We start from the raw sequence: 23,859 nt of genomic DNA, 5'->3' as shown, positions 1-23,859 counted from the left end.
GGTTTCCCGGGGCTTTTTTATTGCGTTGTTCAATGGGGCGAAAGTGCCGCGCCGTCCGCCTTGTCGTGCACCGCGAACCGATCGATCATGTGCGCGCTTGCCGCATTAAGCCCGACAACCTCCACCGTCTTGCCGTTCTTGCGGAACTTCAACACGACCTTGTCAAGCGCACCTACCGCCGATATGTCCCAGAGGTGCGCCTCTGAGACATCGATCGTCACCGTCTTGACCTCCTCGCCAAAATCGAAGGCGGCGATGAAGCTTTCCGTCGACGCAAAGAAGATCTGGCCATCGACGCGGTAAACGCGCCCCTGCCCGTCATCGATAAGCTCGGAGCGGACGTGGAACAGCTTGGCGACCTTGCCGGCGAAGAACACGCCCGAGAGCAGCACACCCGCAAGCACGCCCTTGGCCAGATCGTGGGTGGCCAGCACCGTGCCAACCGTCACCAGCATGACGATGCTGGACGATGGCGGATTGCGGCGCAGATCAAGGATCGAACGCCAGGAGAAGGTGCCGATGGAGACCATGATCATGACCGCAACGAGCGCCGCCATCGGGATGATACGGACGAGATCGTCGAGCACCAGGATCAGGAAGAGAAGAAACGCGCCAGCCACGAAGGTGGAAAGGCGTCCACGGCCGCCGGAACTGACATTGATGACCGACTGGCCAATCATGGCGCAGCCGCCCATGCCGCCGATCAGGGCGGAGGCGATATTTCCTGCCCCCTGCCCGATGCATTCCTGGCTCTTGTTGGAGCCGGTATCGGTCATGTCGTCGACGATCTGTGCCGTCAGCAGGGATTCGAGAAGACCCACCGCAGCGAGAGCGAAGGAATAAGGGAAGATGATCTGCAGCGTTTCCCAGGTGAGCGGCACCTGTGGCAAGGCGAAGACCGGCAAGGCCGAAGGCAACTCTCCGAGATCGCCGACAGTGCGGATATCCATCCCGGAAAATACTGCAACGCATGTCAGAACGACGATGGCGACGAGCGGCGACGGAATGACCCTGGTGACCATCGGAAACAGATAGATGATCGCCAGACCGGCCGCGATCATCACATAGGTCTGGACTGGAACGCCGATCAGTTCCGGCAATTGTGCCATGAAAATCAGGATCGCCAGTGCGTTGACGAAGCCGGTCATGACCGAACGGGATACGAACCGCATGACCCTGCCAAGCTTGGCAAAACCGGCGGCGATCTGCAGTACGCCCATCAGGATCGTTGCAGCAAAGAGATATTGCAGCCCGTGTTCCTTGACCAAAGTTACCATCAGCACGGCGGTGGCTGCAGTTGCCGCTGAAATCATGCCAGGGCGGCCGCCGGTGAAGGCGGACACGCAGGCAATGGCGAAGGAGGCGAAAAGACCGACCTTCGGATCGACGCCGGCAATGACGGAAAATCCGATTGCCTCAGGAATAAGGGCTAGCGCGACGACAATACCGGAAAGAATGTCGCCACGAATGTTGTGAAACCATTCGCGTTTGTAGGCTTGAAACGTGTTCATATGATTTTTCGCAAAGAAACATGCACCGGCCGGAGCCATGTCCGGTAGATCGAAAAATGTCGTCGGTGCTTTGCGTTGTCTGGCGGATCGGCGGCCAGAAGAGCCACCCGGAATTTCACCGGGTCCGTGGTGAGTAACCAAGCTATAAACGTCAAAAAAGCGGGCGACAAGTTTTGCGCCCGCTTTTTTGTTTTTGGTCCGGCTCGATCAGGCGGCGTGCCGCATCCTGTCGTCGGACGCCTGCGCGCCGCTGAGCTGGAACAGCGATACCAGCTCCTTGAGCCGCGCCGTCTCGTTTGCCAGAACGGCACTGGCGGCATTGTTCTCCTCAACCATAGCAGCGTTCTGCTGCGTGCCCTGATCAAGATGATTGACGGCGGTGTTGATCTCACCGAGCCCCAGCGACTGCTCTTTGGTTGCGGCAGCGATTGCCTCGATGTGGTCATTGATCGACTTCACCGAGCCGCCGATACGCGACAGGGCCGCGCCGGTTTCACGCACGTAACGGGCGCCTTCCGCCACTTCGCCGGCGGAGGTCTGGATCAGCGCCTTGATTTCTCCGGCTGCGCGCGCCGAGCGCTGCGCAAGTTCGCGAACTTCCTGGGCGACGACGGCAAAGCCACGCCCAGCCTCACCGGCGCGGGCTGCCTCGACACCGGCATTCAGCGCCAGAAGATTGGTCTGGAAGGCGATTTCGTCGATCACGCCGATGATATTGCCGATCTTGCCGGAAGACTGCTCGATCTTCTCCATGGCGCCGATGGTGTCGTTGACAAGCGAGACGGTCCGGTTCGCATCCTGATCGGCCGATATCGCAATCGAACGCGCCTCCATCGCACGGTCGGCGGAAATGCGGATGTTGGCGGTCAATTCATCCAGTGCTGCGGCGGTCTGCTCGAGCGATGCTGCCTGCTGCTCCGTACGACGTGCCAGGTCTTCCGCGCTGTGGCTGATTTCCTGGCTGCCGCCGTCAATCACCATGCTTGACTGCACGACGCCCGACATGACGGCATCAAGTTGCTGCAGGGTCTGGTTGAGATCGTGGCGGAGCGCTTCGAAATCCGGTGCGAAGGGTTCGTTCAGTTCGAAGGACAGGTCACCGGCGGCAAGGCGTTGCAGCGCGGATGCGAGGCCTGTCGTTGCCTGCATCAACCGGGCCTGCGCCTCCGCTTCAGCACTTCGCTGAATGTGAAGCCGCTCCTGTTCAGCCTGTTCGCGTGCGGCCAACGCCTCGGCCTCGAGTTCAGCCTTGGCGATGGCCGACTGGCGGAACACTTCCAGCGCGCCAGCCATGGCGCCGAACTCATCCCTGCGGGCGAGTCCCGGTACGGCAAAGCCGGTTTCGCCATCGGCTAGGCGGCGCATGCCACGTGTGATCGCGTTAACCGGACGGGTGATCGACCGGCCGATAAAATAAACCCCGGCAAACAGGCTGAGGACGGTAAGAGCAATAAAACCGATCACGATCGAAACAGTCGTTTCCGCCGCGCGCCGGTTTTCGATGGCATTGGCTGTCCGCTCATCCTGATAGGCAGAGGCAATCGTCGCCACGACCGGCTGCAATGCATTGTAGGCGTTCGTCGCAGTCTCCCGCGCCTTCTGCTCATCAAGCGTGGCCTGAGCGTAAAAACGGAAGGATGCCGTGTAAATTTCCAGTGCGTCCATGATGCGCTGACGGTCGGCACCGGGACGATATTCCTGCTTGATCAGGCCCTTGAAGGTTTCCACCTCGGCGGCGTGTTTTTCTGTGTAGGAAGCATCCCGTCGCAGGATGAAATCCTTCTCGTGCCTGCGCATCATCAACATGCTGGCGCGGATTTCCGGATTGACGACACTGTCGACAAGTTTCTCGATCGTGTGCACGCTGTTGCGCATGGCGCCTTCAAGACCTTCGGAGGGCTTGAGCCCAAGCTCCTGATTCCTGGCGAACAGTGCCTTTACCAGTTCAGCATAGGACGCCGTGCCCTGCCCGAGATTGGCAAGTTGGTCCTGAAGCTGCTGCGCAGAGGTGCCTTGAAGCGTCTGCAGAGACTGCTGCACGCGCGTCATGGCGACATCGAATTCCGCTGCGGCATTCATATCCTTGGCGAGAAGAAAATTCTTCTGGTGCAGCAGGCTTTCACGCAGGTCTTCCGTCAGCGCAACCAATACGCCATCCCGCTTCGCCAGAACCTCTTGTGCAACGCGTTGATCTACTTCTGCCTGACGCTGCCACAGCAAGGTACCCGCAATGACGGCAATGCCGCACAAAGCTACAAGCGCCAGCATCATCACGCGATGCGATATTCTGAACGCGGAAAACAGAGAAGACATTCGACCCCCGGATGAAACATTTCTCGCCGAGCGATGAAATGCCAGCCAAGGCTTAAGGAGTTCTCTACCGGAGCCGCCATCTGGATGAAGGTTTTATGACAAACCCCTGCATTTTAAGGGGTATTGCCCACAGCGTCAGGATTTTTGTCTGAAGAACAGGATTGTGACGGCAACGCCGATAAATGCGCCGACGGAAACGTCAAGGAAGCGCACGAAACCAGCGCTCTGCGGACCGAGCAGCAAGACCAGCATCGCGGATGCGCCAGCCTGGATTGGCACCACTGCCGACAGGCCGAACAGGGATGCGAGCATCATGGACGCGAAGGTGGCAACGGCCATGCGGACTTCGCCATAGTCGTGCGGAACAAGGAGCGTCAGTTCGCCGATCAGAATTCCGAGCGTGACACCGATCATCAGGCCCATGGCCTGCTTCAAGTGATCGCTGATGCCGGGCGCAAGGCAAATGAGAGCGCTGACAGCGGCAAAGACAGGCTGCGGGTGCCCCAGAAATTTATGCGCGATCCAGAACGCAAAAGCGGCGGCGAGCGCCGCCGCCAAGGCACGGGTGAAAGCTGCACGAGCCCGTTCGAACAGCTTTTCCATCATGACATTCTCAACCCGTTCTCGACATCATCTCAAAGGTATAGGGCAGCCAACCAGTCACCACAACACTACCAATGCAGGCAGCCCCTATCCGCCCGGTCAGATGCCGGGCGGAGGCTGATGATGTTATGTCGTCGGGTTGGACCGCGTATTCGACGCTGACCAATCCACACGCCGTGTCGCGTACATGGTCGCGGCAATCGCCACGAAGGAGATTATCGCACCCGCCAGTAGGGCATATTCGTCTTCGTTGAGAACCAGATACATCACGCCGTAGGCGCCGGCGAGCGCTGCAAACAGCGAGATGCCATTCTTCCTGCTTGCCGTCGCACTGCCGAGATAGGACGCGATCAGCACCGCTGTTGCGAATGACGAGGCGACATAGGCGATGGTGAAGCCGGTATGTTCTGCAAGCGCCAGCAACAGGACGTAGAACACCACGAGCGCAAGCCCCGTCAGCACATATTGTATCCAGTGCACCATTCGCCCGCCCCTGAGTTCAATGATGAACACGGCGAGGAAAACCAGTGAGATGAAGCCGATCGAATATTTCAGCGTGCGCGACACGACCTGATAGAACTTGACCGGTTCGACGAGGTTGATCGCCATCAGGCTGTTGGAAAGCGGCAATTGTCTGCCTTCGATAATCCTGTCTATGCCCCTGGCGAGATAGGGTACCGTCCAGTTTGCCTCAAAGCCGGAGGCGGTGACGGTCTTCTGTTCCGGCAGGAACAGTCCTTCGAAACCGGGATGCGGCCAGTCAGCGTTGGCCGCGAAACTGGTCGTCTGGCCTGCTGGTGCGACGGCAAAACTGCGCGATCCGTTCAGAGAAAATGCAATATCGAAGGCAAATCCCGTGCTGACGAGATCCTGGCCGATTGCCCGATGAACACCGGCTTCGGATTTCAGCAGAAACTGACCATAGTCGTCACGGGCAACGGGTGCGGTGATATCCCGCATTCCCGGGTCAAACGGGAGTACTGCGCCGTCGTTGATCTTGACGCCAGCGTCCGAGCGGATGCCGGTGATGTCGTTGATGTTCATGACCAGAATGGCCTGATCGAGCCTCGGCGTACCGGAAAAGCGAGCGAGATCCTGCAATATATCAGCGCCAAAGCGGCCTTTGAGCGTGAGGTTGCTGTTATAAACCGGCAGACTGTAGATGGAGAGCTTTCGCTCCTCGACCCTGAAGCGGGCAGAGACGGCCAGCGTCTCGGGCATGACGAGGGCCCACTGCGTCTTGCGTTCGACGATCGTGCGCCCATCCACTTCGCGGCGGCTTTCGACGTCAAATGGCACGGCAAGATAGGGGCCATTCACCACCTGCTCTCCGCCCCAACCGGCCGCGATGCGGGATGATACCTCTTCTGCCCGCTTGGCACGCTCTTCTGTCAATCCCCAGACCAGCAAAAGGGGAACGAGAAGGACGACCGAGATGAACCCGATCATCAGAAATTTCGCGCCCGGCGAGCGCAGGCCGGCGGCGATATTGCCGCGTAGCTGGCCGGAGGCAGGCTGTCCCGTCTGAGGCGACGGATCTTTTTCCGCTTCAGTCATGAGTAAAACGTCCCTTTTCAATATTTTTTCTAGCAATGCAGCGACACACGAATGAAGGCAGGCCAGCCCCTTGGAACCCCTGATGTTCCTACACCTGGATTCGAATGCACCTTGGAATTGTGAAAAGGGATTTCGACTGATTGCGCACCAAATCTGGTTCAACCAGCGGTAAATTTGCGGCTTTTCTGGCATCAGCCAAAAACAACAAGGGCCGGCGTTTCCGCCAGCCCTCATCAAGATCTTTTTTACGGCGCATCGCGCGCCGTAAATTTTAGTCCTTCTTGGACGGTACGACGCGCAGCGCCAGTTCGCGAAGCTGCGTCGGCGTTGCCGGCGACGGCGCGTTCATCAGCAGATCCTGTGCCTGCTGGTTCATCGGGAACAACGTGATTTCACGCAGGTTCTTGGCGCCGACGAGCAGCATGACAACGCGGTCGATACCGAATGCGCAACCGCCGTGCGGAGGAGCACCGTACTGGAACGCGCGATAGAGACCGCCGAAACGCTCTTCAACGTCGTTCTGGCTGAGGCCGACCTTTTCAAACGCCTTGACCATCAGTTCCGGCGACTGGTTACGGATCGAGCCCGAAGCGATTTCGAAGCCGTTGCAAACCGCGTCGTACTGGAAAGCCTTGATCGAAAGCGGGTCGTCACCTTCCAGCGCTTCCAGGCCGCCCTGCGGCATGGAGAACGGGTTGTGCGCAAAGTCGATCTTCTTTTCGTCTTCGTTGTATTCGAAGAACGGGAAGTCGACGATCCAGCACATTTCAAAACGGTCGCGGTCGATCAGGTTCAGTTCGTCGGCAGCGCGGGTACGCGCCTCGCCGGCAAACTTGTAGAACTTGGCCGGATCGCCAGCCACGAAGAAGCAGGCGTCACCGGCTTCGAGACCGAGCTGCGTGCGCAGCGCTTCGGTGCGTTCTTCGCCGATGTTCTTGGCGAGCGGGCCGGAGCCGCCGATCTTGCCGTCTTCTTCCTTCCAGAAGATGTAGCCAAGACCAGGCTGACCCTGCGACTGCGCCCAGGCGTTCATGCGGTCGCAGAATGCTCTGGAGCCGCCGGTCTTTGCCGGAATAGCCCAGACCTGAACCTTCGGGTTGGACGCGATCATGTTCGCGAAAACCTTGAAGCCAGAACCGTCGAAGTGTTCGGTCACAGCTTCCATGATGATCGGGTTACGCAGGTCCGGCTTGTCGGAACCGTATTTACGGATCGCTTCGTCGTAAGGAATGCGTGGCCACTGCTTCGTCACCGGCTTGCCTTCGGCAAACTTCTCGAACACGGCCGTCATCATCGGCTCCATGGTTTCCCAGACATCTTCCTGGGTCACGAAGCTCATTTCGACGTCGAGCTGATAGAACTCGCCCGGCAGACGGTCAGCACGCGGGTCTTCATCGCGGAAGCACGGTGCGATCTGGAAGTAACGGTCGAAACCGGCAACCATCAGAAGCTGCTTGTACTGCTGCGGTGCCTGCGGCAGCGCGAAGAACTTGCCTTCGTGGATACGGCTCGGCACGAGGAAGTCGCGCGCGCCTTCCGGCGAAGAGGCGGTCAGAATCGGCGTGGTGTATTCGGCAAAACCAGCGTCGCCCATGCCGGTGCGCATGGCGGAGATGATCTGCGTGCGCTTGACGATGTTCTTGTGCAGGGTTTCGCGGCGCAGGTCGAGGAAGCGGTACTTCAGGCGTACGTCTTCCGGATATTCCGGCTCACCGAAGACCGGCAGCGGCAGTTCCTTGGCAACGCCGAGAACTTCGATTTCCTGTGCGTAGAGTTCGATCTCGCCAGTCGCCATGCCCTTGTTGACGGTGTCTTCCGAACGCGCCTTGACCAGGCCGTCGATGCGGATGACCCATTCGCCACGTACGGTTTCGGCAACCTTGAAGGCAGGGCTGTCGGGATCGGCCACGACCTGCGTGATGCCATAGTGATCGCGAAGGTCGATGAAGAGAACGCCGCCATGATCTCGGACGCGATGAACCCAGCCGGAAAGACGAACAGTCTCGCCGACATGCGACTTGCGGAGAGCGGCACAGGTGTGGCTGCGGTAACGATGCATTTTGTTATCCTGAAACATAGCGGCGATCACACGGATGGATCGCGTATCTAAATCGGGCGGAAAAGCGCATGACGCGCCTGATTTGTCAAGGCAAAGCGGAATATTGTCGCGTATCGCGCTGTCTTTCAGCGTATTACACGGTTAAGTATGGTCTATCTGCAATCTCTGCCGATCTCAAATCATATCCGCCTGCCGGTGCCCCACGCATGAACCAGATCAGACCGCTTATTCCCCTGCTGATTACCGCCGGCATTCTGATCGGAGGCAACGGGCTTCAAGGAACCTACATTGCGCTGCGCGGCCTTTCGGAAGGTTTTTCCGCCAGCACCATCGGCCTTATCAGCGCCGCCTACAGCATGGGATTCGCCCTCGGCTGCATTTCCGTGACCCGGCTTCTGCGCAAGGTCGGCCACATCAGGACCTTCGCCACGATGGCGGCGGTGGCATCGGCCGCGTCCATCGCCATGCCGCTGATCATTCATCCGCTGTTCTGGATGTTGATGCGCTTCATCATCGGCATCGCAGTCGCCTGTCTTTTTGCAGCGATCGAAAGCTGGATCAATGCGCAGGTCACCAATTCGAACCGCGCGCGCACGCTTTCCATCTACCGTTTCGTTGACCTTGGCTCTGTGACGCTCGCCCAATACGTGATCCCTCTGGCCGGTATCGAAGGGCCGATCGTGTTTTCACTGATCGCCATGGCCCTGTCCCTGTCACTGGTGCCGATCTCGCTTGCCGACAAATCCAATCCGGCACCGCCGAAGCAGATCCCCTTCAATCTCTTTGCGGTCTGGCGCATTTCACCGCTTGCCGTGGTTGGCTGCGTTGCCGTCGGTCTCAGCATGGCGGCATTCCGCAACATCGGTCCAATCTACGGTGAACAGATCGGACTTTCCGTGACCTCGATTGCAACCTTCATGAGCGCCGGGATCATCGGCGGCGTGGTGCTGCAATATCCCCTCGGCGTCTATTCCGACCGCTATGACCGGCGCATCATCATCCTTGCGACCACGGCCGGTTCGGTCGTCGTCGGCCTGTTCCTGGCGCTGTTTGCCGGCACGGACGAGTGGAGCAACATCATCGGCGTCTTCATCTTCGGCGCCTTTGCGCTGCCGCTTTATTCGCTGAGCTCCGCGCATGGCAACGACCATGCCAAGGAGGGAGAACATGCCATGGTGTCGGCCGGACTATTGTTCTTCTGGTCGGTCGGCGCGACGATGGGGCCGTTGATCGCTTCGGTGCTGATCGACGCGTTCGGGCCAAAGGCGTTGTTCGCTTATACGGCGGCGATACAGATCGTTTTCATTGCCTACACGGTCCACCGGCTGCGGGTGCGCGAAGGCGTGCCAGTGGAAGAACGCAACTGGCGCTTCCGCTCGTTGCTGCGCACCTCGGCCTATTTCCAGAAACTTGCAACCCCCGGACGACCCAGAGACGACGGTGAGAAGCCACATTCGCCGGAGAAAAACGATCCTTGAGGCCGGAAAAGCGGCCTTTGTATTGACATGCGTGCGGCAAAGGGAAAGTAAGACGAATACTTTTCCAAGATTGGCCAATAACAATGATTGAAACGACTGCCGCCCTCGCCGAAGCCTGCAAGGAACTGGCGAAATCGGAATTCATCACCATCGATACGGAATTTCTGCGCGAGACGACATTCTGGCCGGAACTGTGCCTCGTGCAGATGGCAAGCCCGACGCTGGAAGTGCTGGTCGATCCGCTCGCCAAGGGTATTGACCTTGCGCCGCTGTTCGAACTGATGGCCAATCCCAACGTCGTCAAGGTCTTCCACGCCGCGCGGCAGGACATTGAAATCATCTATCATCTGGGTGGCCTCATCCCTCACCCGATCTTCGATACGCAGGTCGCCGCCATGGTGTGCGGCTTCGGCGATTCGATCTCCTACGACCAGCTCGTGCAGAAGATCAAAAACGTCCAGATCGACAAATCCTCGCGCTTCACCGACTGGAGCCGCAGGCCACTGTCGGACAAGCAGCTCGATTATGCGCTGGCTGATGTGACCCATCTGCGCGACGTCTATCTGGCGCTGAAGGCCGAACTTGAACGCGAAGGCCGCTCGCTGTGGCTGACCGAGGAAATGAACATCCTCGAATCGCGCGACACCTATGACATGCACCCCGACGATGCCTGGCTGAGACTGAAATCGCGCCTGCGCAAGCCGACCGAACTTGCAACGCTGAAGTTCGTGGCCGCCTGGCGGGAGCGCGAAGCACGCTCGCGCAATGTGCCGCGTTCGCGGGTTCTGAAGGACGATGCCATTTTCGAAATCGCCCAGCAGCAGCCGAAGGACACCGAGGCGCTGTCGCGCCTGCGCACGATTCCCAAGGGCTGGGAGCGCTCGTCTTCCGGCACGGCCATCATCGAAACGGTCAATGCCGCCTTGGCCCTACCGCGTGAAGAAATGCCGAAAGCACCGCGTCACACGCACTCTCCGGAAGGATCGGGGGCAGCAGTCGAACTGTTGAAGGTTCTGCTGAAACTGACGGCGGACAAGCATGGTGTCGCCGCCAAGGTTCTCGCCAACAGCGATGACCTCGACAAGATCGCAGCAGAGGGTGAAAACGCCACGGTTGCGGCCCTTTCCGGCTGGCGGCGTGAACTGTTCGGCGACCTGGCGCTGAAACTCATCAATGGCGATGTGGCACTTCGCTTCGTCAACAAGAAGGTCGAAACCGTCGATATCGGCGGATAAAACACTGCCCAGCATACGCAACGGCCGGTCAGAACGGTTCGTTGCGAAACATTTCTGGCGTCTATCGGAAGCTCTGGAAGGGTCGTTGCGGCATCACGGCAACAGCCCTGCCAATCCTTTTCCCGACCTTACCGAAACGTCACTTTTTGCGGCGCTTTTTCCACATTAATGTCGCATATCATCGGGAAGAGGTGTCGCCGGACGAACCCGGCGAGTCTTTCGCTTTGTTGCAAGATCAAGAAACACAATGAGAAAACTGCTGCCAATTCTGGATTACGTGGTGCTGTTCGTTGCCGTTGCCGGCAGCGGCGTTGCATACGCGTTCCTGGAATATGGCGGTGGTGCATTCATTGGCGCGACCTACGCTCTGTTTGCCTGTGCACCGATTCTGGCGTTCGAACGCGGTTACATCATGCCGGGACTTGCCCGACGGGTCAGCGCCCTGCCAACACCGGTCTATATCGCCATCGGTTTTCTGATCTATGCGGTCCTAGTGTTCTGCGGCTTCGGGCTTGGCGGCACGATTCTCTGGGCAAGCGGCATCTTTCCGGGCACCTGGCGACGGGCCGTTCATGCCGAGCTACAGACCCTTGTTTTCACACTCGTCGTTTGCGGCATCATCGTCTTCATCATGCGTGTGCGCGAACTGCTCGGGCGTGACATCTTCACCGACCTCATTCTCGGCCGCTACCGTCGTCCGGTGAGCGAAGACCGTGTCTTCCTCTTCATCGACCTCGTCGGCTCGACCTCCTTCGCGGAAACCAACGGTGACCTGAAAGCGCAGGAGTTCCTCGGCGAGATTTTTGCCACCTATGCCGCGCCGGTCCGGAAATTCGGCGGTGTCATCGATGACTATATCGGCGACGCGGCCATCGTTACCTGGCCCTACCACCTTGCCGTTCGGCGCGCAGCCTGCATCAATTGCGTCTTCGATATTCTGGGCGCCATAGAAGACAAGCACGATCTTTGGCTGAAACGATTCGGCGAAGTGCCGCGTTTGCGCTTTGCCATTCATGGCGGCCCCGTCATCACCGCCGAAATCGGCGTCGACCACCACAAGATCACCTATTTCGGCGATACGGTGAACACGACCGCACGGCTTGAATCGCTGAGCAAGATGCTGGGGCATCCAATCCTGATTTCTGCCGATCTCGCTCACCAGATCGTGTTGCCGAAAGGCGTTCGCAGCGAGTATCTGGGCGAACACGCGGTCAAGGGACGCGGCCAGACGCTGGGTGTGTGCACCCTGAGCAAATATCCGGTCGCGGTCTCGCAGGTTGCGATCGCAAGCTAAATTCATCAAAGCTTCAAACTGAGATCACCTGACTGTCACATGCCGCCCCTATCGGATCGAACCTGTCTCAACAGGTCTCCGAGGGGGTTCTTCACCATGAAACATATTCTCGTCGCTTCTTGCGCTGTTCTCGCGCTGGTCGGCACGGCCAACGCCGCCGAAAAAGAGTTTCCGGCAAAGCTGGTTTCGCATGCCATCCTGCCGGCCAAAACGATCATTGCAGCGCCAGCCGATGCACCGGAGCATCTGAAGACGTCGGCAAAATTCACGACCTCCGACCGCAAGCGCGCCGAAGGGCTTGAGACGGTTCCCGGCCAGGACGGCGTGCGCCCAACCGGCCTCTCCATGCCTTTCAATGGTCAGCCGATGCAGGGTTTTTCCGGCATCAAGGCCATGGATGACGGCACGTTCTGGAGCCTCTCCGACAACGGCTTCGGCTCGAAGCTCAATTCGAGCGACGCGATGCTGATGCTGCATCACCTGAAGTTCGACTGGGATCAGGGTAAGGTGAATGCGCTTGAAACCGTGTTCCTGTCCGACCCGGACAAAAAAGCCCCCTTCCCGATCGTCATGGAAGGTTCGGACAAGCGCTATCTGACCGGCGCCGATTTCGACGTCGAGTCCATTCAGCCCGTTTCTGACGGCTTCTGGGTTGCCGAAGAGTTCGGCCCATACGTTCTGAAATTTACCCGCGACGGCAAACTGACCGACGTTATCGCCACCAAGGCAGGCGACATCGACGTCAAGTCTCCCGACAACCCGATCCTGACCCTGCCAGGCAACCCGACCCAGAAACTGCCGGGCTTCAACCTGAAGCGTTCGGGCGGCTTTGAAGGCATGGCCATGTCCAAGGATGGCAGCAAGCTCTACGGCCTGCTGGAAGGGCCGCTCTACAATACCGACGGCCAGGTGGAAAAGACCGAAGACGGCGCAACCGGCCTGCGGATCATCGAACTTGACGTCGCGTCGAAGAAGTGGACCGGCCGTACCTGGTTGTACCCGCTGGCGGAAGGTGGCGAAGCCATCGGTGACTTCAACATGCTGGATGCGACCACGGGTCTCGTGATCGAACGCGACAACGGCGCCGGCACCGCCGACAAGGCTTGCGCCGACCCGAAGAAGCCGGAAGTGACCTGCTTTGCCGTGCCTTCCAAGGTCAAGCGCATCTACAAGATCGAATTCAACGACGCCAATGTCGGCAAGGCAGCCCGCAAGATCGGTTACATCGATCTCCTGAAGATCGCCGATCCTGACAACAAGAAGCGCCAGGGCGGCGGCGAAGGTTTCTACGACATGCCGTTCGTGACCATCGAGAACGTCGACCGCGTCGACGCCACGCACATCATCGTCGGCAACGACAACAACCTGCCATTCTCGGCAGGCCGTGCACTCGACAAGGCTGACGACAACGAGTTCGTCCTGCTCGAAGTCAAAGAACTGCTCGAGGCAAAATAATTCTTTTACCGCAGATCTGAAACGAAGCGCCCGGCACAGAGCCGGGCGTTTTGTTTTGTGCCGGCCAACTCAGCGAAATTCGGGCTTAATCGTCATAGTCGAGCTGCAGATGATATGACCCATCCGGCTGCAGCATGAAAACGAAACGCGACCATTTTCCCCTACCCTCCTGCTGCAAACCATCGCGCAGTTCCACCAACCGGTCATGGATGATTTCGTTGTCCTCATAGGAAGGGACGAAATAGTTGCGCTCTTTGTCCGTTGTCGAACAGACGAACAGCAGATCGCTGTAGCCCTCACCCATTTCGCCTTCGATCCACGCTTTCAGCCAACCGGCCGGTATGTTCCCGAGCAGATGGCGGGCGATGATTGCGTAGGGATCAGCGTCTGTCATGTCTGCCTTCCTGCCTTCCTGCCTTGTCGTATTGCTCAAGATAGTTCTGCAGACGCGCGGCCTTTGCGGCATCCCACTTGCCAAGGGCGCGTTTCGGTTCGTCATGGCTGAAGCGAAAACGGAAGCGGTCATGAGGTTCGATGGTCAGGTCGAAACCGGTGATCTCGTCACCGGCCTCGTGTCGCTGCGCATAAAGCGCCAGCATGGCGTCCTGCCCGGCGGCGTCGATGGAAAACGGATGTTTGGCCGGCCGCCCGTCGTCAGCCCGCACAATGGCGAAACTGACTGTGCTCAGCGAATAATCGCCCTTATCCTCGGCGATTTCAGCATCGATAAAAATCTGCTCCCAGCCGTCGACACCAATGCAGGGAACGCCGGTTTCGACCACCCGTGTCTGAGCGGATATGAAGTCCATACGGCAACTCCTGTCGTTGATGCCTTGTCCAAGACTTTGGCTCGCTGCATCTTTGGGGAATGTCGTGGATACTCAACGGCAAGCGCGCTTCATCTGTACGCCGCGCTTACGTGGTCAAAACAAGGATAAGACGAGAAGCGAAAGCGGCAATCTGGCCATGCTCTCCTCCCTCTATCGCCCTCCAACGATCCTCCTAAACATAACTTCTGGTTTCTACCTGTTTTTTGTCAACCCATAGACGTACAAATCACCCTCATATACCATGAAACGAATGAGGCGCCGGTTGAAACCGACGCCTCATCGATGTGATGGGATATGGAAAAGTGCTGGCGCGTTATTCGAACACGAAAGCCAGGCGCTTGCCTGTCAGTTTTGCCAGTTGCTGAAGACGGCCATCGAGGCGCTCACCGGCAAAGTCGCAATAGTCGTGCGGTACGACAAATTCCAGATCGATATCGGGATTGTCGGATTTGCGGAATTTCAGGTGATCGACCACGCCGGGCATCGATGCCGAGAACAGGTAAACCACGCGCAACAGACCACCGAGAAGCTTTGCGAGCTCCAGAAAGCGATCGCCGGCGACGCTTGCCAGAGGCTGCGTCGTGCCATTGTCGTTCAGCCCTTCGAAGCGGTAATAGTTGGCAAGGGCGATATAGGCACGCCCCGGATGACTGATCGCGACGAAGGACGAATGGGCGATGATGTTGAGCGCCTGTAGCCCGCGATAATCCGGATGGGCGCGCCAGCTTATGTCGGCCAGAAGGCAGGCAGCCTGGCGGTAGCGGCTTTCTTCCTCTGTCTCGTCGATGCCGAAAACCGGAAAGGTCCGACCGCTCCAGTCTGCGAGTTCGCGGGCGTGTTCGGGCGAACGTGCACGCAGAATTGCCAGTTCGTCGGCTGTCACCAGCAGAGGATCGGAATCGCGGTCCGTTTCAGACAGCAGGGAGTAGAGATAACCTTCACGTACGCCCTGAGCGGAGAAGGCAACCTTGGACGGCTTCATGACCTTGAGCACTTCGCGCATGGCGATGGCGCCGAACGGCAGCAACGAGCGACGGTTCTTGGAGACCGCCTGCCATGCCGGGTCCTTGCTGTCCTTGGAGGTAACGACCTCGTCCAGAAAGCGCAGCATTTCATCGAGCGGAAGCTCGTAACCCTGCATCATGTGCAGCGGGTAACCGGTGATTTCCATGTGCAGCTTGGCAATATTTCGCCACGTGCCGCCAACAGCGTAGAAAATCCGTCCTTCGCCAGCGGCGAGAAGGTCCGCTGAAGACTTGACGTGCTTTCGGGCAATCACGGCCGCCTTTTCAAGCGAACCGTTGGACTGTTCCGACAGTCGCAAGCCACCGAGCGGCAGGGTTATGCCCTCACCGCAGCTCTTGCCCTTGATGTCGATCAGTTCCAGAGAACCGCCGCCAAGGTCACCGGCAATGCCATCGGGATTATGAAAACCGCTGATCACGCCGTATGCGGAATAAAGCGCTTCCTTTTCGCCTGACAGTACCTCGATCTCACAACCAAGGATGGCCTCGGCCTCACGAATGAAATCAGGACCGTTTTCCGCCTCGCGTGCGGCGGCCGTTGCCAGAACGTAAAGCTGCTGCGCCTGCGCCTGCTCGGAAAGCTTGTGAAAACGGCGCAGCGCCAAGAGAGCGCGGCTGACACCTTCCTCGTGCATACGCCCGGTCAGGGCCAGCCCTTTGCCAAGGCCGCACAACACCTTTTCATTGAAAAGGACCGCCGGAGCGCGCGAAAGACCTTCATAGACGACGAGGCGAACGGAGTTCGAACCGATATCTATAACGGAAACGGGGGCAAGGCCGGTCAGCCGCCCCTGTGCTTCTGATCGTGTCATTCAGCCTGTTTCTTGCGGGACGAAATCAACCCGGCTATCAGTTTAGGCGCACTGGATTTCAAGGCTTCACCACGTCCGGAAAGGCTGGGATTGGTCATGAAATAGTGCTGCGCGTTGAACGGTTCCTCGCCCTTGCGCACCTCAATGCGCCTGGACGTTCCGTCGGCAAGTATCTCGTAGCTCTGCTGATTGTCAATCAAATTGCCCAGCATAATCTGTGAAAGAACCTGCTCGTGAACGGTCGGGTTCGTCAACGGAACCAGTGTTTCAACACGTCTGTCGAGGTTGCGCGGCATCATGTCGGCAGAGCCGATATAGACCAGCGCCTTGTCGGATGGCAGGCCGTAACCGTTGCCGAAGCAGAAGATACGGCTGTGTTCGAGGAAGCGGCCAACGATCGATTTGACGCGGATATTGTCAGAGAGGCCCGGCACCTGCGGACGCAGGCAGCAGATGCCGCGTACCACCAGATCGACCTCGACGCCCGCAGCGCTGGCACGGTAGAGCGCATCGATGATCTCGGGATCGACGAGCGAGTTCATCTTCATCCAGATTGCCGCCGGCACACCGCTCTTGGCGTGCTCGATTTCCTCGTTGATGTGCTTGAGGATACGCGGACGCAGCGTGTAAGGCGAAACGGCGAGCTTCATGCCCTCTTCCGGCTCTCCATAACCCGTGATGAAGTTGAAGATGTTCGCCATGTCATGGGCGATCTTCGGATTGCAGGTGAAGAAGGACAGGTCCGTGTAGATCTTCGCCGTGATCGGGTGATAGTTGCCGGTGCCGAGGTGGCAATAGGTTCTGAGCTTGCCATCTTCACGGCGCACGACCATCGACATCTTGGCATGTGTCTTGAGTTCAATGAAGCCGAAAACAACCTGCACGCCGGCGCGCTCCAGGTCGCGCGCCCAGCGAATGTTCGCCTCTTCATCGAAACGGGCCTTCAATTCCACAAGCGCCGTCACCGACTTGCCAGCTTCCGCCGCGTCGATCAGGGCACGCACGATCGGGCTGTCGTTTGAGGTGCGATAAAGCGTCTGCTTAATGGCCAGAACTTCCGGATCGCGCGCGGCCTGAAGCAGGAACTGCACGACAACGTCGAAGCTTTCATAGGGGTGGTGGACCACCATGTCCTTTTCGCGGATCGCGGCAAGGCAATCGCCCGCATGTTCGCGCACACGCTCCGGGAAACGGGCGTTGTAAGGCGCAAACTTCAGATCGTCGCGCGGCGCCTTGACGATTTCCGAGATGGTGTTGAGGGCCAGAAGGCCCGGCAGAACGGCAACGCGGTTGTCAGGCACGCCAAGTTCATGCACGACGAACTGGCGCAGCGATTGCGGCATTTCGCTATCGGTTTCGATGCGGATCACCGAACCGCGACGGCGGCGCTTCAGCGCGCTTTCGAAGAAGCGCACCAGATCTTCGGCCTCTTCCTCGACTTCGATATCGCTGTCACGAATGATGCGGAACGTACCGAAACCACGCACCGTGTAGCCGGGATAAAGACGGTGAATGAACAGGCCGACGACATCTTCAAGCGTGATGTAACGAATGGCGTTCTTGTCATCCGGCAGGCGGATGAAGCGATCGAGCGCTGGCGGCAGGCGCAGCAGCGCGGTCATCGGCTCGCGGCCGTTGACGCTGTCGAGCTGCAGGCCCATCGAGAAGCCCAGGTTGGGAATGAACGGGAAAGGATGCGCCGGATCAATGGACAGTGGCGTCAGCACCGGGAAGATGCGCTCTTCGAACTCGTTTTCCAGCCATGTGCGATCGTCATCCGAAAGCGCTGCGGGGCGAACGATGAAGATTTCTTCCTTGGCGAGATATTGTTGCAGCACGGCGAGCGAAGCCTGCTGCTCCATCTGCAGATTATCGATTTCTTTCAGGATGTCTTCGAGCTGTTCGGCCGGGGTCTTGCCATCCGGGGTACGGATGGTGATCGACTGGCGCACCTGACCTTCGAGGCCTGCAACGCGCACCATGAAGAATTCATCGAGGTTCGCAGCCGAAATCGACAGGAAGCGCAACCGCTCCAACAGCGGATGATCGGTGTTCAGCGTCTCTTCTAGAACGCGGCGATTGAACTGGAGCCAGGAAAACTCGCGGTTGATGAACCGTGCCGGGCTATTCCAGAGATCCTCGCCCTCGTTCAGCGTCTGCACCATGTTCATGCTTTCCTGCCCTGCCGCGTCCATCCGATTCCCCAATTTCGTGATTGTGCCACTGCCCGTATAACAGTTTGACGACGGAACTGTGACAGTTATTCAACAGCCATCAGTCGGGCTCCGGTCCGCTGCCCAATGCATTGAGAACCTCGGCAACCAGCGGACGCGTGATGCGTGTTGCCCGTGACAGCGCCAGCCGGTCGATCCTGTCGACAATGGTCTGCGCCGTATCCAGCGAACGCTCCATGCGGTTGACGATATAGGCGATCAGTTTGTCGTCCATATAAAGCTGCCGGTCGGCAAAAAGCTTCATCAGCACCTGGCCCAGCAACGCCTCGTCAGGTTCCCCGATTTCCACGACGGTCGCCGCTTTCAGACGGGAGCGCAAATCCGGCAGCGTAACCTGCCACGCGGCAGGCCAAAGACGGCTTGTGACCAGAAGTGCCGTACCGTGCTGGCGCACGCTGTTGATGACGTGGAAGAGTTCGGTGTCGTCAAACCGGCGGCGGTCGGCATCTTCGAAAAGCACCGGCCCGGCCTGCGCCAGCCGCGCTACATCCGCACCCGTTTTCGGATAGATCTCCTGAGCGCCGCTGATATTTTTCCAGATATTCGCCAGATGCGACTTGCCGGAGCCTGGCGGCCCGGCCAGCACCACGACGGGCGACGGCCAGTTTGGCCATTCATCAACCAGGCTGACGGCCGCCTCCAGAGGCGCGGACACAAGAAGGTCGTCCCGTCCGAGCGCGGACTGGTGCGAGAATACGAGCGGAAGCTGCTCGGCGCTCAGCCGGGCGTTATCAGTTTTAATTGGGTCAGTCATCGATCAGCTCTGAGAATCGCTCTTTTCCTGGGGCACTTCCTGTTCCTGCCAGGGAAAGTTTGCGCCATGCCCATGGTAAAGATCACTCTGAAGATATCGCGACAAGGCGAAGCGGACAAGCACACCCACCGCCGCAGCCGCCGGAACCGCCACGAGCAGGCCGACAAAGCCAAAAAGCGCACCGAAAGCAAACAGCGCAAACATCAGCCAGACGGGATGCAGACCAACGCTGCTACCAACCAGTTTCGGCTGCAGAATATTGCCCTCGATGAACTGCCCGGAGAAAAACACCACCAGTGTCAGAACGACATAGATATAATCCGGCCAGAACTGCACGACGGCCACGCCGACCGCAAGAATGAGACCGACCATCGAACCGACATAGGGGATGAAACTGATAAGGCCGGAAAACAGGCCGATCAACAGGCCGAAATTGAGGCCGACCAGCGACAGGCCGACGGCGTAATAGACACCCAGGATAAGGCAGAGCGAGCCCTGCCCGCGCACGAAACCGGCAATGGTCTTGTCCATGTCGCGGGCGATCTGACGCACCGTATGGACGCTGTCGCGCGGTATCCAGCTATCCACCTTGTCGATCATGCGGTCCCAGTCGAGCAGCAGGTAAAATGCAACCACCGGCGTGACGACCAGAAGCGAAACGACATCGACGAGCGACTTGCCGGAGTTCCAGATCTGCGTCAGCAGCGTTCCGATGAAGCCGGCACCTTCGGCCAGAAGCTTGGAGAAGTTCTCCTTCACAGCATCGATCTGGCTGCTGACCCAATCGGGCAGAAGGTTGGTGTCAGCACCTGCAATAAGCTGCTGCAAGGACGAGATATATTGTGGAATGCGGGTGATGAACTCCGATGCCTGCGCCACGACCAGCGGAATGATGATGATCAGCGACAGCGCAAACAACAGGACGAAGGAAATGAGAATGACGACCGTCGCCATCATTCTGTTCAAACCGCGGCGCTCAAGCCAGTCCGCAACCGGATCGAGAAAATAAGCAAGCGCCATGCCCGCCACGAAGGGCAAGAGAATGGAGCTGAAGATCGTCAGAAAAACGATGAAGAGAATAAGCGCGCCGAGCCAGAAGAATACCTGTCGGCGAAGATTCGTACCGCTTACATGTTGCTGCATCCGCTCATCCTCTTGCCGCTCTGCCATCATCCATCCCGATGGAGATAGGATGCAGGGGCGCGCATGGTCAAGACCGCGCGCCTCAACGAGCGCGCTCCTCCACGGTTGTCGATAAACCATCGGTTGACCGCCATTGAATATTAGATAAGTATTACGCAAGTAATTTCGTGTTCAGCGATCGTTGTTGGCCTGGGGGAAACAATGCAAAGCGTGAATGAAACCAGCATGGCGGAGCACAATGCTGGACTATTCGACCATCCTGATGTGGCCGCCTGGTATGACAACCAGCAGCTTTATCCGGCCGAACGCATCATCCTTGAACAATTCCGTCATGCCTGTGCCGGCAAGCGCCTTCTCGACCTCGGCGTCGGAACAGGCAGAACAACGAAACCGCTCTTGCCACTGGTCGGTGACTATGTCGGCGTGGACCGGTCGCAGCCCATGCTGGCGCTGGCTCGACGCAACTTTCCCACAGCAACCTTTCTCGACATGGACGTGCGGGCCATCGGCGAGTTCGGCGAAGCGCGGTTCGACTGCGTGCTTGGCGCCCTCGCCATCCTCAGCGCGTTCGGCCACGTGGACCGGCTGTCGATCATCCATTCTGCGCGGAAAATCCTTGCACCCGGCGGCTACTTCATCTTTTCCTTCCACAACAGAAACTGGGCGCGTGCCGGCGGCATGCCCCTGCACGCCCGTTCCTGGCGGCCGCGTGAGGTGGTGAACTCGTTTCACCCGCAAAGCTGGCTGAACTATCTGCGTCTGCAGCAACAGACGCACAAGACTGAGGAGTACGCCATTCTGGTCGATCAGGCACATCGGTGGAGTGGCCTGTTCTATTTCATCGATCTGGCCAACCAGACGCGGCAACTGGAAGCCGCGGGTTTCGAGATCGTTGCCCGTTACGGTGAAGATGGGCGGCCCATCGACGAAAATTCAGACACGTCGCGCGACGGCCTTCTCAATCTCGTTTGTCGCGTCGCCGCGAACTAATCCCGAACAGACGACCGGCGGCAGGCGCAAACCCGTTAAAAACGGGAGCTTTTGCCACTCTTACCCTTGCATATGCCCCCGTCTCATGCGAATGGCGACGCCAACGGAACCAGCGGAGACGAGAGCCATGAGCCAGTCGGGCAAGAACGGTCTTACCTATAGTGACGCAGGTGTGGATATCGACGCCGGCAACCTGATGGTCGAGAAGATCAAACCGGCGGTACGCTCGACGCGGCGCCCGGGTGCGGATGGCGAAATCGGTGGCTTCGGTGGCCTGTTCGACCTCAAGGCAGCCGGCTTTACCGATCCGGTTCTGGTTGCGGCCAATGATGGCGTCGGTACCAAGCTCAAGATCGCCATCGACGCAGACTACCACGATACGGTCGGTATCGACCTCGTCGCCATGTGCGTCAACGACCTCGTCGTTCAGGGCGCAGAACCGCTGTTCTTTCTCGACTACTTTGCCACCGGCAAGCTTGACCCGGATCAGGGTGCGGCCATTGTTTCCGGTATTGCCGCTGGCTGCCGCGAGTCCGGCTGCGCGCTGATCGGCGGCGAAACCGCCGAAATGCCCGGCATGTATTCGGATGGCGATTATGACCTTGCCGGCTTTGCTGTCGGCGCTGCCGAACGTGGCCAGCTTCTGCCTGCGGGCGACATTGCCGAAGGCGATGTCATTCTCGGCCTCTCCTCTTCCGGCGTTCACTCCAACGGCTTCTCGCTGGTTCGCAAGATCGTTTCGCTGTCCGGCCTCGGCTGGGATGCACCGGCGCCCTTCGCCGACGGAAAGAAGCTCGGCGAAGCCCTGCTGACACCAACACGCATCTACGTAAAGCCGCTATTGAAGGCGATCCGCGAGACGAGTGCCTTGAAGGCTCTGGCGCACATCACCGGCGGCGGCTTCCCGGAAAACATTCCGCGCGTTCTGCCGAAGCACCTTGCCGCTGAAATCGATCTTGCTTCGATCAAGGTTCCGGCAGTCTTCTCGTGGCTCGCCAAGACGGGCGGCGTAGAAGCAACCGAAATGCTGCGCACCTTCAACTGCGGCGTCGGCATGATCGTTGTCGTCTCGGCAGAAAATGCCGAAAAGGTCACGGACGTACTGACCGCTGAAGGCGAGACCGTCTTCCCGCTCGGCCGTATGGTTGCCCGCGCTGAGGGCGCACACGGTACGATCTACAAGGGTACGCTCGGCCTATGACAAGCCCTGCGTCCTCGTCCGCTCGCAAGCGCGTCGTCGTCTTCATTTCCGGCGGCGGATCGAACATGCTCTCGCTTGCGAAAGCCTGTCAGGACGCGGACTTTCCGGCGGAGATTGCCTGCGTGATCTCCGACAGGGCATCGGCCGGCGGACTGGCCAAAGCGCAAGCGCTTGGCATTCCAACCCTTGCCTTCGAACGGAAGAACTACACCAGCAAGTCCGAACACGAGGCCGCCATTCTGGCCGCACTCGGAGAGATCGCTCCCGATATCATCTGCCTTGCGGGCTACATGCGGCTGATCTCCGGCGACTTCATCAATCCGTACGAAGGCCGGATCATCAATATCCACCCTTCCCTGCTGCCACTGTTTCCCGGTCTGCACACGCATCAGCGTGCCATCGACAGCGGCATGAAGGTGTCCGGTTGCACCGTACATTTCGTGACTGAGGGCATGGATGAGGGTCCGGTCATCGGTCAGGCGGCCGTGCCGGTTCTGGCTGATGACACGGCCGACACGCTGGCTGCACGCGTTCTGACCGTCGAGCATCAACTGTATCCGCTGGCGCTCAAACATCTTGCGGAAGGCAAAGTGCGTATGGAAAACGGCCGCGCCATCAGCGAAGCCGGCAATACGGATGCGACGGCACTCATCGTCTCGGCGTGAAGCATCGCTTCACACCGGCCACACATTACAACTGAAAAAGAGCTCTTGAGCCCACATTGCCCTCAGCGCAACTGCTGACGGTTGAGCATCGCCCATTGCAGCAGAATGATCGTCTTGGAATCGGTGATCTCACCGGAAGCGATCATCGAGAACGCCTCGTCCAGCGTGTAGGTCAGAATTTCGAGATCCTCACCTTCTTCGTCCAGACCGCCGCCCTCGCCCGCCCTGACGTCAAGATCGATGCGGGCAACGAACAGGCTGACCTTCTCCGTCAGGGTGCCGGGGCTGGCATACATGTCGAAGAGATACTGCACTTTTTCAACCGCATAACCGGATTCTTCCATCGCCTCGCGGCGTACGGCCTCCGCCGCGTCGTCGTCGTCCAGCAGACCGGCGGGAACTTCGATCATGAACGCCGGATCGCCGTTGACGAAGACGCCGGGGCGGAACTGGCGCACCATCACCACGCTGTCCCGCGACGGATCGTAAAGCAGAATGGCTGCGGCCTTGCCGTGATCATGAACCTCACGGGTGATGCGGATAACCTTACCATCCGGCATGCGCTGATCGAAGATGAGCTTCTGCATGTGCACGAAGCCCTTCCAGACAGTTTCCTTTTCGACCAGGCGAACCCTGTCTTCATCGCTGACGACGACAGACGAGCCGATAGCTGAACCGTGCATTCGAAACTCCGTTGGCA

Annotated in this window: 19 protein-coding genes and 1 other annotated feature; of the genes, 7 read left to right on the top strand and 12 right to left on the bottom strand. The window is 58.8% G+C overall.

What is annotated here, in order from left to right; translation table 11 throughout:
* Nucleotides 1–29 precede the first annotated feature (29 nt).
* The 5 genes from HWX89_RS00790 to aspS form a co-directional block, all read right to left on the bottom strand.
* Nucleotides 30–1,511 carry a SulP family inorganic anion transporter gene (locus HWX89_RS00790; RefSeq protein WP_138795657.1) on the bottom strand — a complete coding sequence of 494 codons (1,482 nt, stop codon included), beginning with the start codon at nucleotides 1,509–1,511 and terminating at the stop codon, nucleotides 30–32.
* A gap of 73 nt (nucleotides 1,512–1,584) precedes the next feature.
* Nucleotides 1,585–1,640 (bottom strand) — a sequence feature (sul1 is cis-regulatory element that is thought to sense ions involved in sulfur or methionine metabolism; They are found in Alphaproteobacteria).
* 78 nt (nucleotides 1,641–1,718) lie between these two features.
* Nucleotides 1,719–3,824, bottom strand: a complete 2,106-nt coding sequence (locus HWX89_RS00785) for a methyl-accepting chemotaxis protein (protein WP_138795658.1) — start codon at nucleotides 3,822–3,824, stop codon at nucleotides 1,719–1,721.
* Nucleotides 3,825–3,959: 135 nt separating this feature from the next.
* Nucleotides 3,960–4,430: an FUSC family protein gene (locus tag HWX89_RS00780; RefSeq protein WP_138795659.1), complete on the bottom strand. Its 471-nt coding sequence runs from the start codon at nucleotides 4,428–4,430 to the stop codon at nucleotides 3,960–3,962.
* 123 nt (nucleotides 4,431–4,553) lie between these two features.
* Entirely contained in the window at nucleotides 4,554–5,984 is a 1,431-nt protein-coding gene (creD, locus tag HWX89_RS00775; RefSeq protein ID WP_138795660.1) for a cell envelope integrity protein CreD, read from the bottom strand.
* 271 nt (nucleotides 5,985–6,255) lie between these two features.
* A complete protein-coding gene (gene aspS / locus HWX89_RS00770; protein WP_138795661.1) occupies nucleotides 6,256–8,043 on the bottom strand; it encodes an aspartate--tRNA ligase in 1,788 nt (595 codons plus the stop codon).
* Nucleotides 8,044–8,111: 68 nt separating this feature from the next.
* On the opposite strand from aspS, the gene HWX89_RS00765 reads away from it, so the two are divergent.
* From HWX89_RS00765 to HWX89_RS00750, 4 genes are all read left to right on the top strand, one after another.
* Nucleotides 8,112–9,521 (top strand): MFS transporter, encoded by a 1,410-nt coding sequence (locus tag HWX89_RS00765; RefSeq protein ID WP_246705069.1) that lies wholly within the window; start codon nucleotides 8,112–8,114, stop codon nucleotides 9,519–9,521.
* Nucleotides 9,522–9,604: 83 nt separating this feature from the next.
* Nucleotides 9,605–10,756: a ribonuclease D gene (gene rnd / locus HWX89_RS00760; RefSeq protein ID WP_138795662.1), complete on the top strand. Its 1,152-nt coding sequence runs from the start codon at nucleotides 9,605–9,607 to the stop codon at nucleotides 10,754–10,756.
* 247 nt (nucleotides 10,757–11,003) lie between these two features.
* Entirely contained in the window at nucleotides 11,004–12,050 is a 1,047-nt protein-coding gene (locus HWX89_RS00755; protein ID WP_138795663.1) for an adenylate/guanylate cyclase domain-containing protein, read from the top strand.
* A 96-nt stretch (nucleotides 12,051–12,146) separates the two neighbouring features.
* Nucleotides 12,147–13,505 (top strand): esterase-like activity of phytase family protein, encoded by a 1,359-nt coding sequence (locus HWX89_RS00750; RefSeq protein ID WP_138795664.1) that lies wholly within the window; start codon nucleotides 12,147–12,149, stop codon nucleotides 13,503–13,505.
* Between the two features lie 85 nt (nucleotides 13,506–13,590).
* Here HWX89_RS00750 and HWX89_RS00745 read toward each other — a convergent pair whose 3' ends face one another.
* From HWX89_RS00745 to HWX89_RS00720, 6 genes are all read right to left on the bottom strand, one after another.
* Nucleotides 13,591–13,899: an antitoxin YezG family protein gene (locus HWX89_RS00745; RefSeq protein WP_138795665.1), complete on the bottom strand. Its 309-nt coding sequence runs from the start codon at nucleotides 13,897–13,899 to the stop codon at nucleotides 13,591–13,593.
* Nucleotides 13,886–14,314, bottom strand: a complete 429-nt coding sequence (locus HWX89_RS00740) for a hypothetical protein (protein WP_138795666.1) — start codon at nucleotides 14,312–14,314, stop codon at nucleotides 13,886–13,888. The genes HWX89_RS00745 and HWX89_RS00740 overlap by 14 nt, the downstream gene beginning before the upstream one ends.
* A gap of 334 nt (nucleotides 14,315–14,648) precedes the next feature.
* Entirely contained in the window at nucleotides 14,649–16,172 is a 1,524-nt protein-coding gene (ppx, locus tag HWX89_RS00735) for an exopolyphosphatase (RefSeq protein ID WP_138795667.1), read from the bottom strand.
* Nucleotides 16,169–18,436 carry an RNA degradosome polyphosphate kinase gene (locus HWX89_RS00730; RefSeq protein ID WP_422646293.1) on the bottom strand — a complete coding sequence of 756 codons (2,268 nt, stop codon included), beginning with the start codon at nucleotides 18,434–18,436 and terminating at the stop codon, nucleotides 16,169–16,171. Before HWX89_RS00730 ends, ppx begins: the two co-directional genes overlap by 4 nt.
* 10 nt (nucleotides 18,437–18,446) lie before the next feature.
* Complete coding sequence (gene hdaA / locus HWX89_RS00725) at nucleotides 18,447–19,160, bottom strand: DnaA regulatory inactivator HdaA (RefSeq protein WP_138795669.1); 714 nt, start codon at nucleotides 19,158–19,160, stop codon at nucleotides 18,447–18,449.
* 3 nt (nucleotides 19,161–19,163) lie between these two features.
* Nucleotides 19,164–20,303 carry an AI-2E family transporter gene (locus HWX89_RS00720; protein ID WP_138795670.1) on the bottom strand — a complete coding sequence of 380 codons (1,140 nt, stop codon included), beginning with the start codon at nucleotides 20,301–20,303 and terminating at the stop codon, nucleotides 19,164–19,166.
* A gap of 201 nt (nucleotides 20,304–20,504) precedes the next feature.
* Here HWX89_RS00720 and HWX89_RS00715 point away from each other — a divergent pair, with 201 nt between their 5' ends.
* From HWX89_RS00715 to purN, 3 genes are all read left to right on the top strand, one after another.
* The gene (locus HWX89_RS00715; RefSeq protein ID WP_138795671.1) at nucleotides 20,505–21,293 is read left to right on the top strand and encodes a class I SAM-dependent DNA methyltransferase; all 789 of its coding nucleotides are present in this window, start codon (nucleotides 20,505–20,507) and stop codon (nucleotides 21,291–21,293) included.
* Between the two features lie 127 nt (nucleotides 21,294–21,420).
* Nucleotides 21,421–22,494: a phosphoribosylformylglycinamidine cyclo-ligase gene (gene purM / locus HWX89_RS00710; protein WP_138795672.1), complete on the top strand. Its 1,074-nt coding sequence runs from the start codon at nucleotides 21,421–21,423 to the stop codon at nucleotides 22,492–22,494.
* Complete coding sequence (gene purN / locus HWX89_RS00705) at nucleotides 22,491–23,159, top strand: phosphoribosylglycinamide formyltransferase (RefSeq protein WP_138795673.1); 669 nt, start codon at nucleotides 22,491–22,493, stop codon at nucleotides 23,157–23,159. Before purM ends, purN begins: the two co-directional genes overlap by 4 nt.
* A 62-nt stretch (nucleotides 23,160–23,221) precedes the next feature.
* Here the strand turns inward: purN and HWX89_RS00700 are convergent, their stop codons facing one another.
* Nucleotides 23,222–23,842 (bottom strand): NUDIX domain-containing protein, encoded by a 621-nt coding sequence (locus HWX89_RS00700; RefSeq protein WP_138795674.1) that lies wholly within the window; start codon nucleotides 23,840–23,842, stop codon nucleotides 23,222–23,224.
* Nucleotides 23,843–23,859 lie beyond the last annotated feature (17 nt).

Source organism: Rhizobium sp. RM, assembly GCF_013390595.1.
Lineage (GTDB): Bacteria > Pseudomonadota > Alphaproteobacteria > Rhizobiales > Rhizobiaceae > Agrobacterium.
The sequence above is the reverse complement of the archived record's forward strand: the minus strand, read 5'-3'. Positions and strand labels throughout refer to the sequence as shown.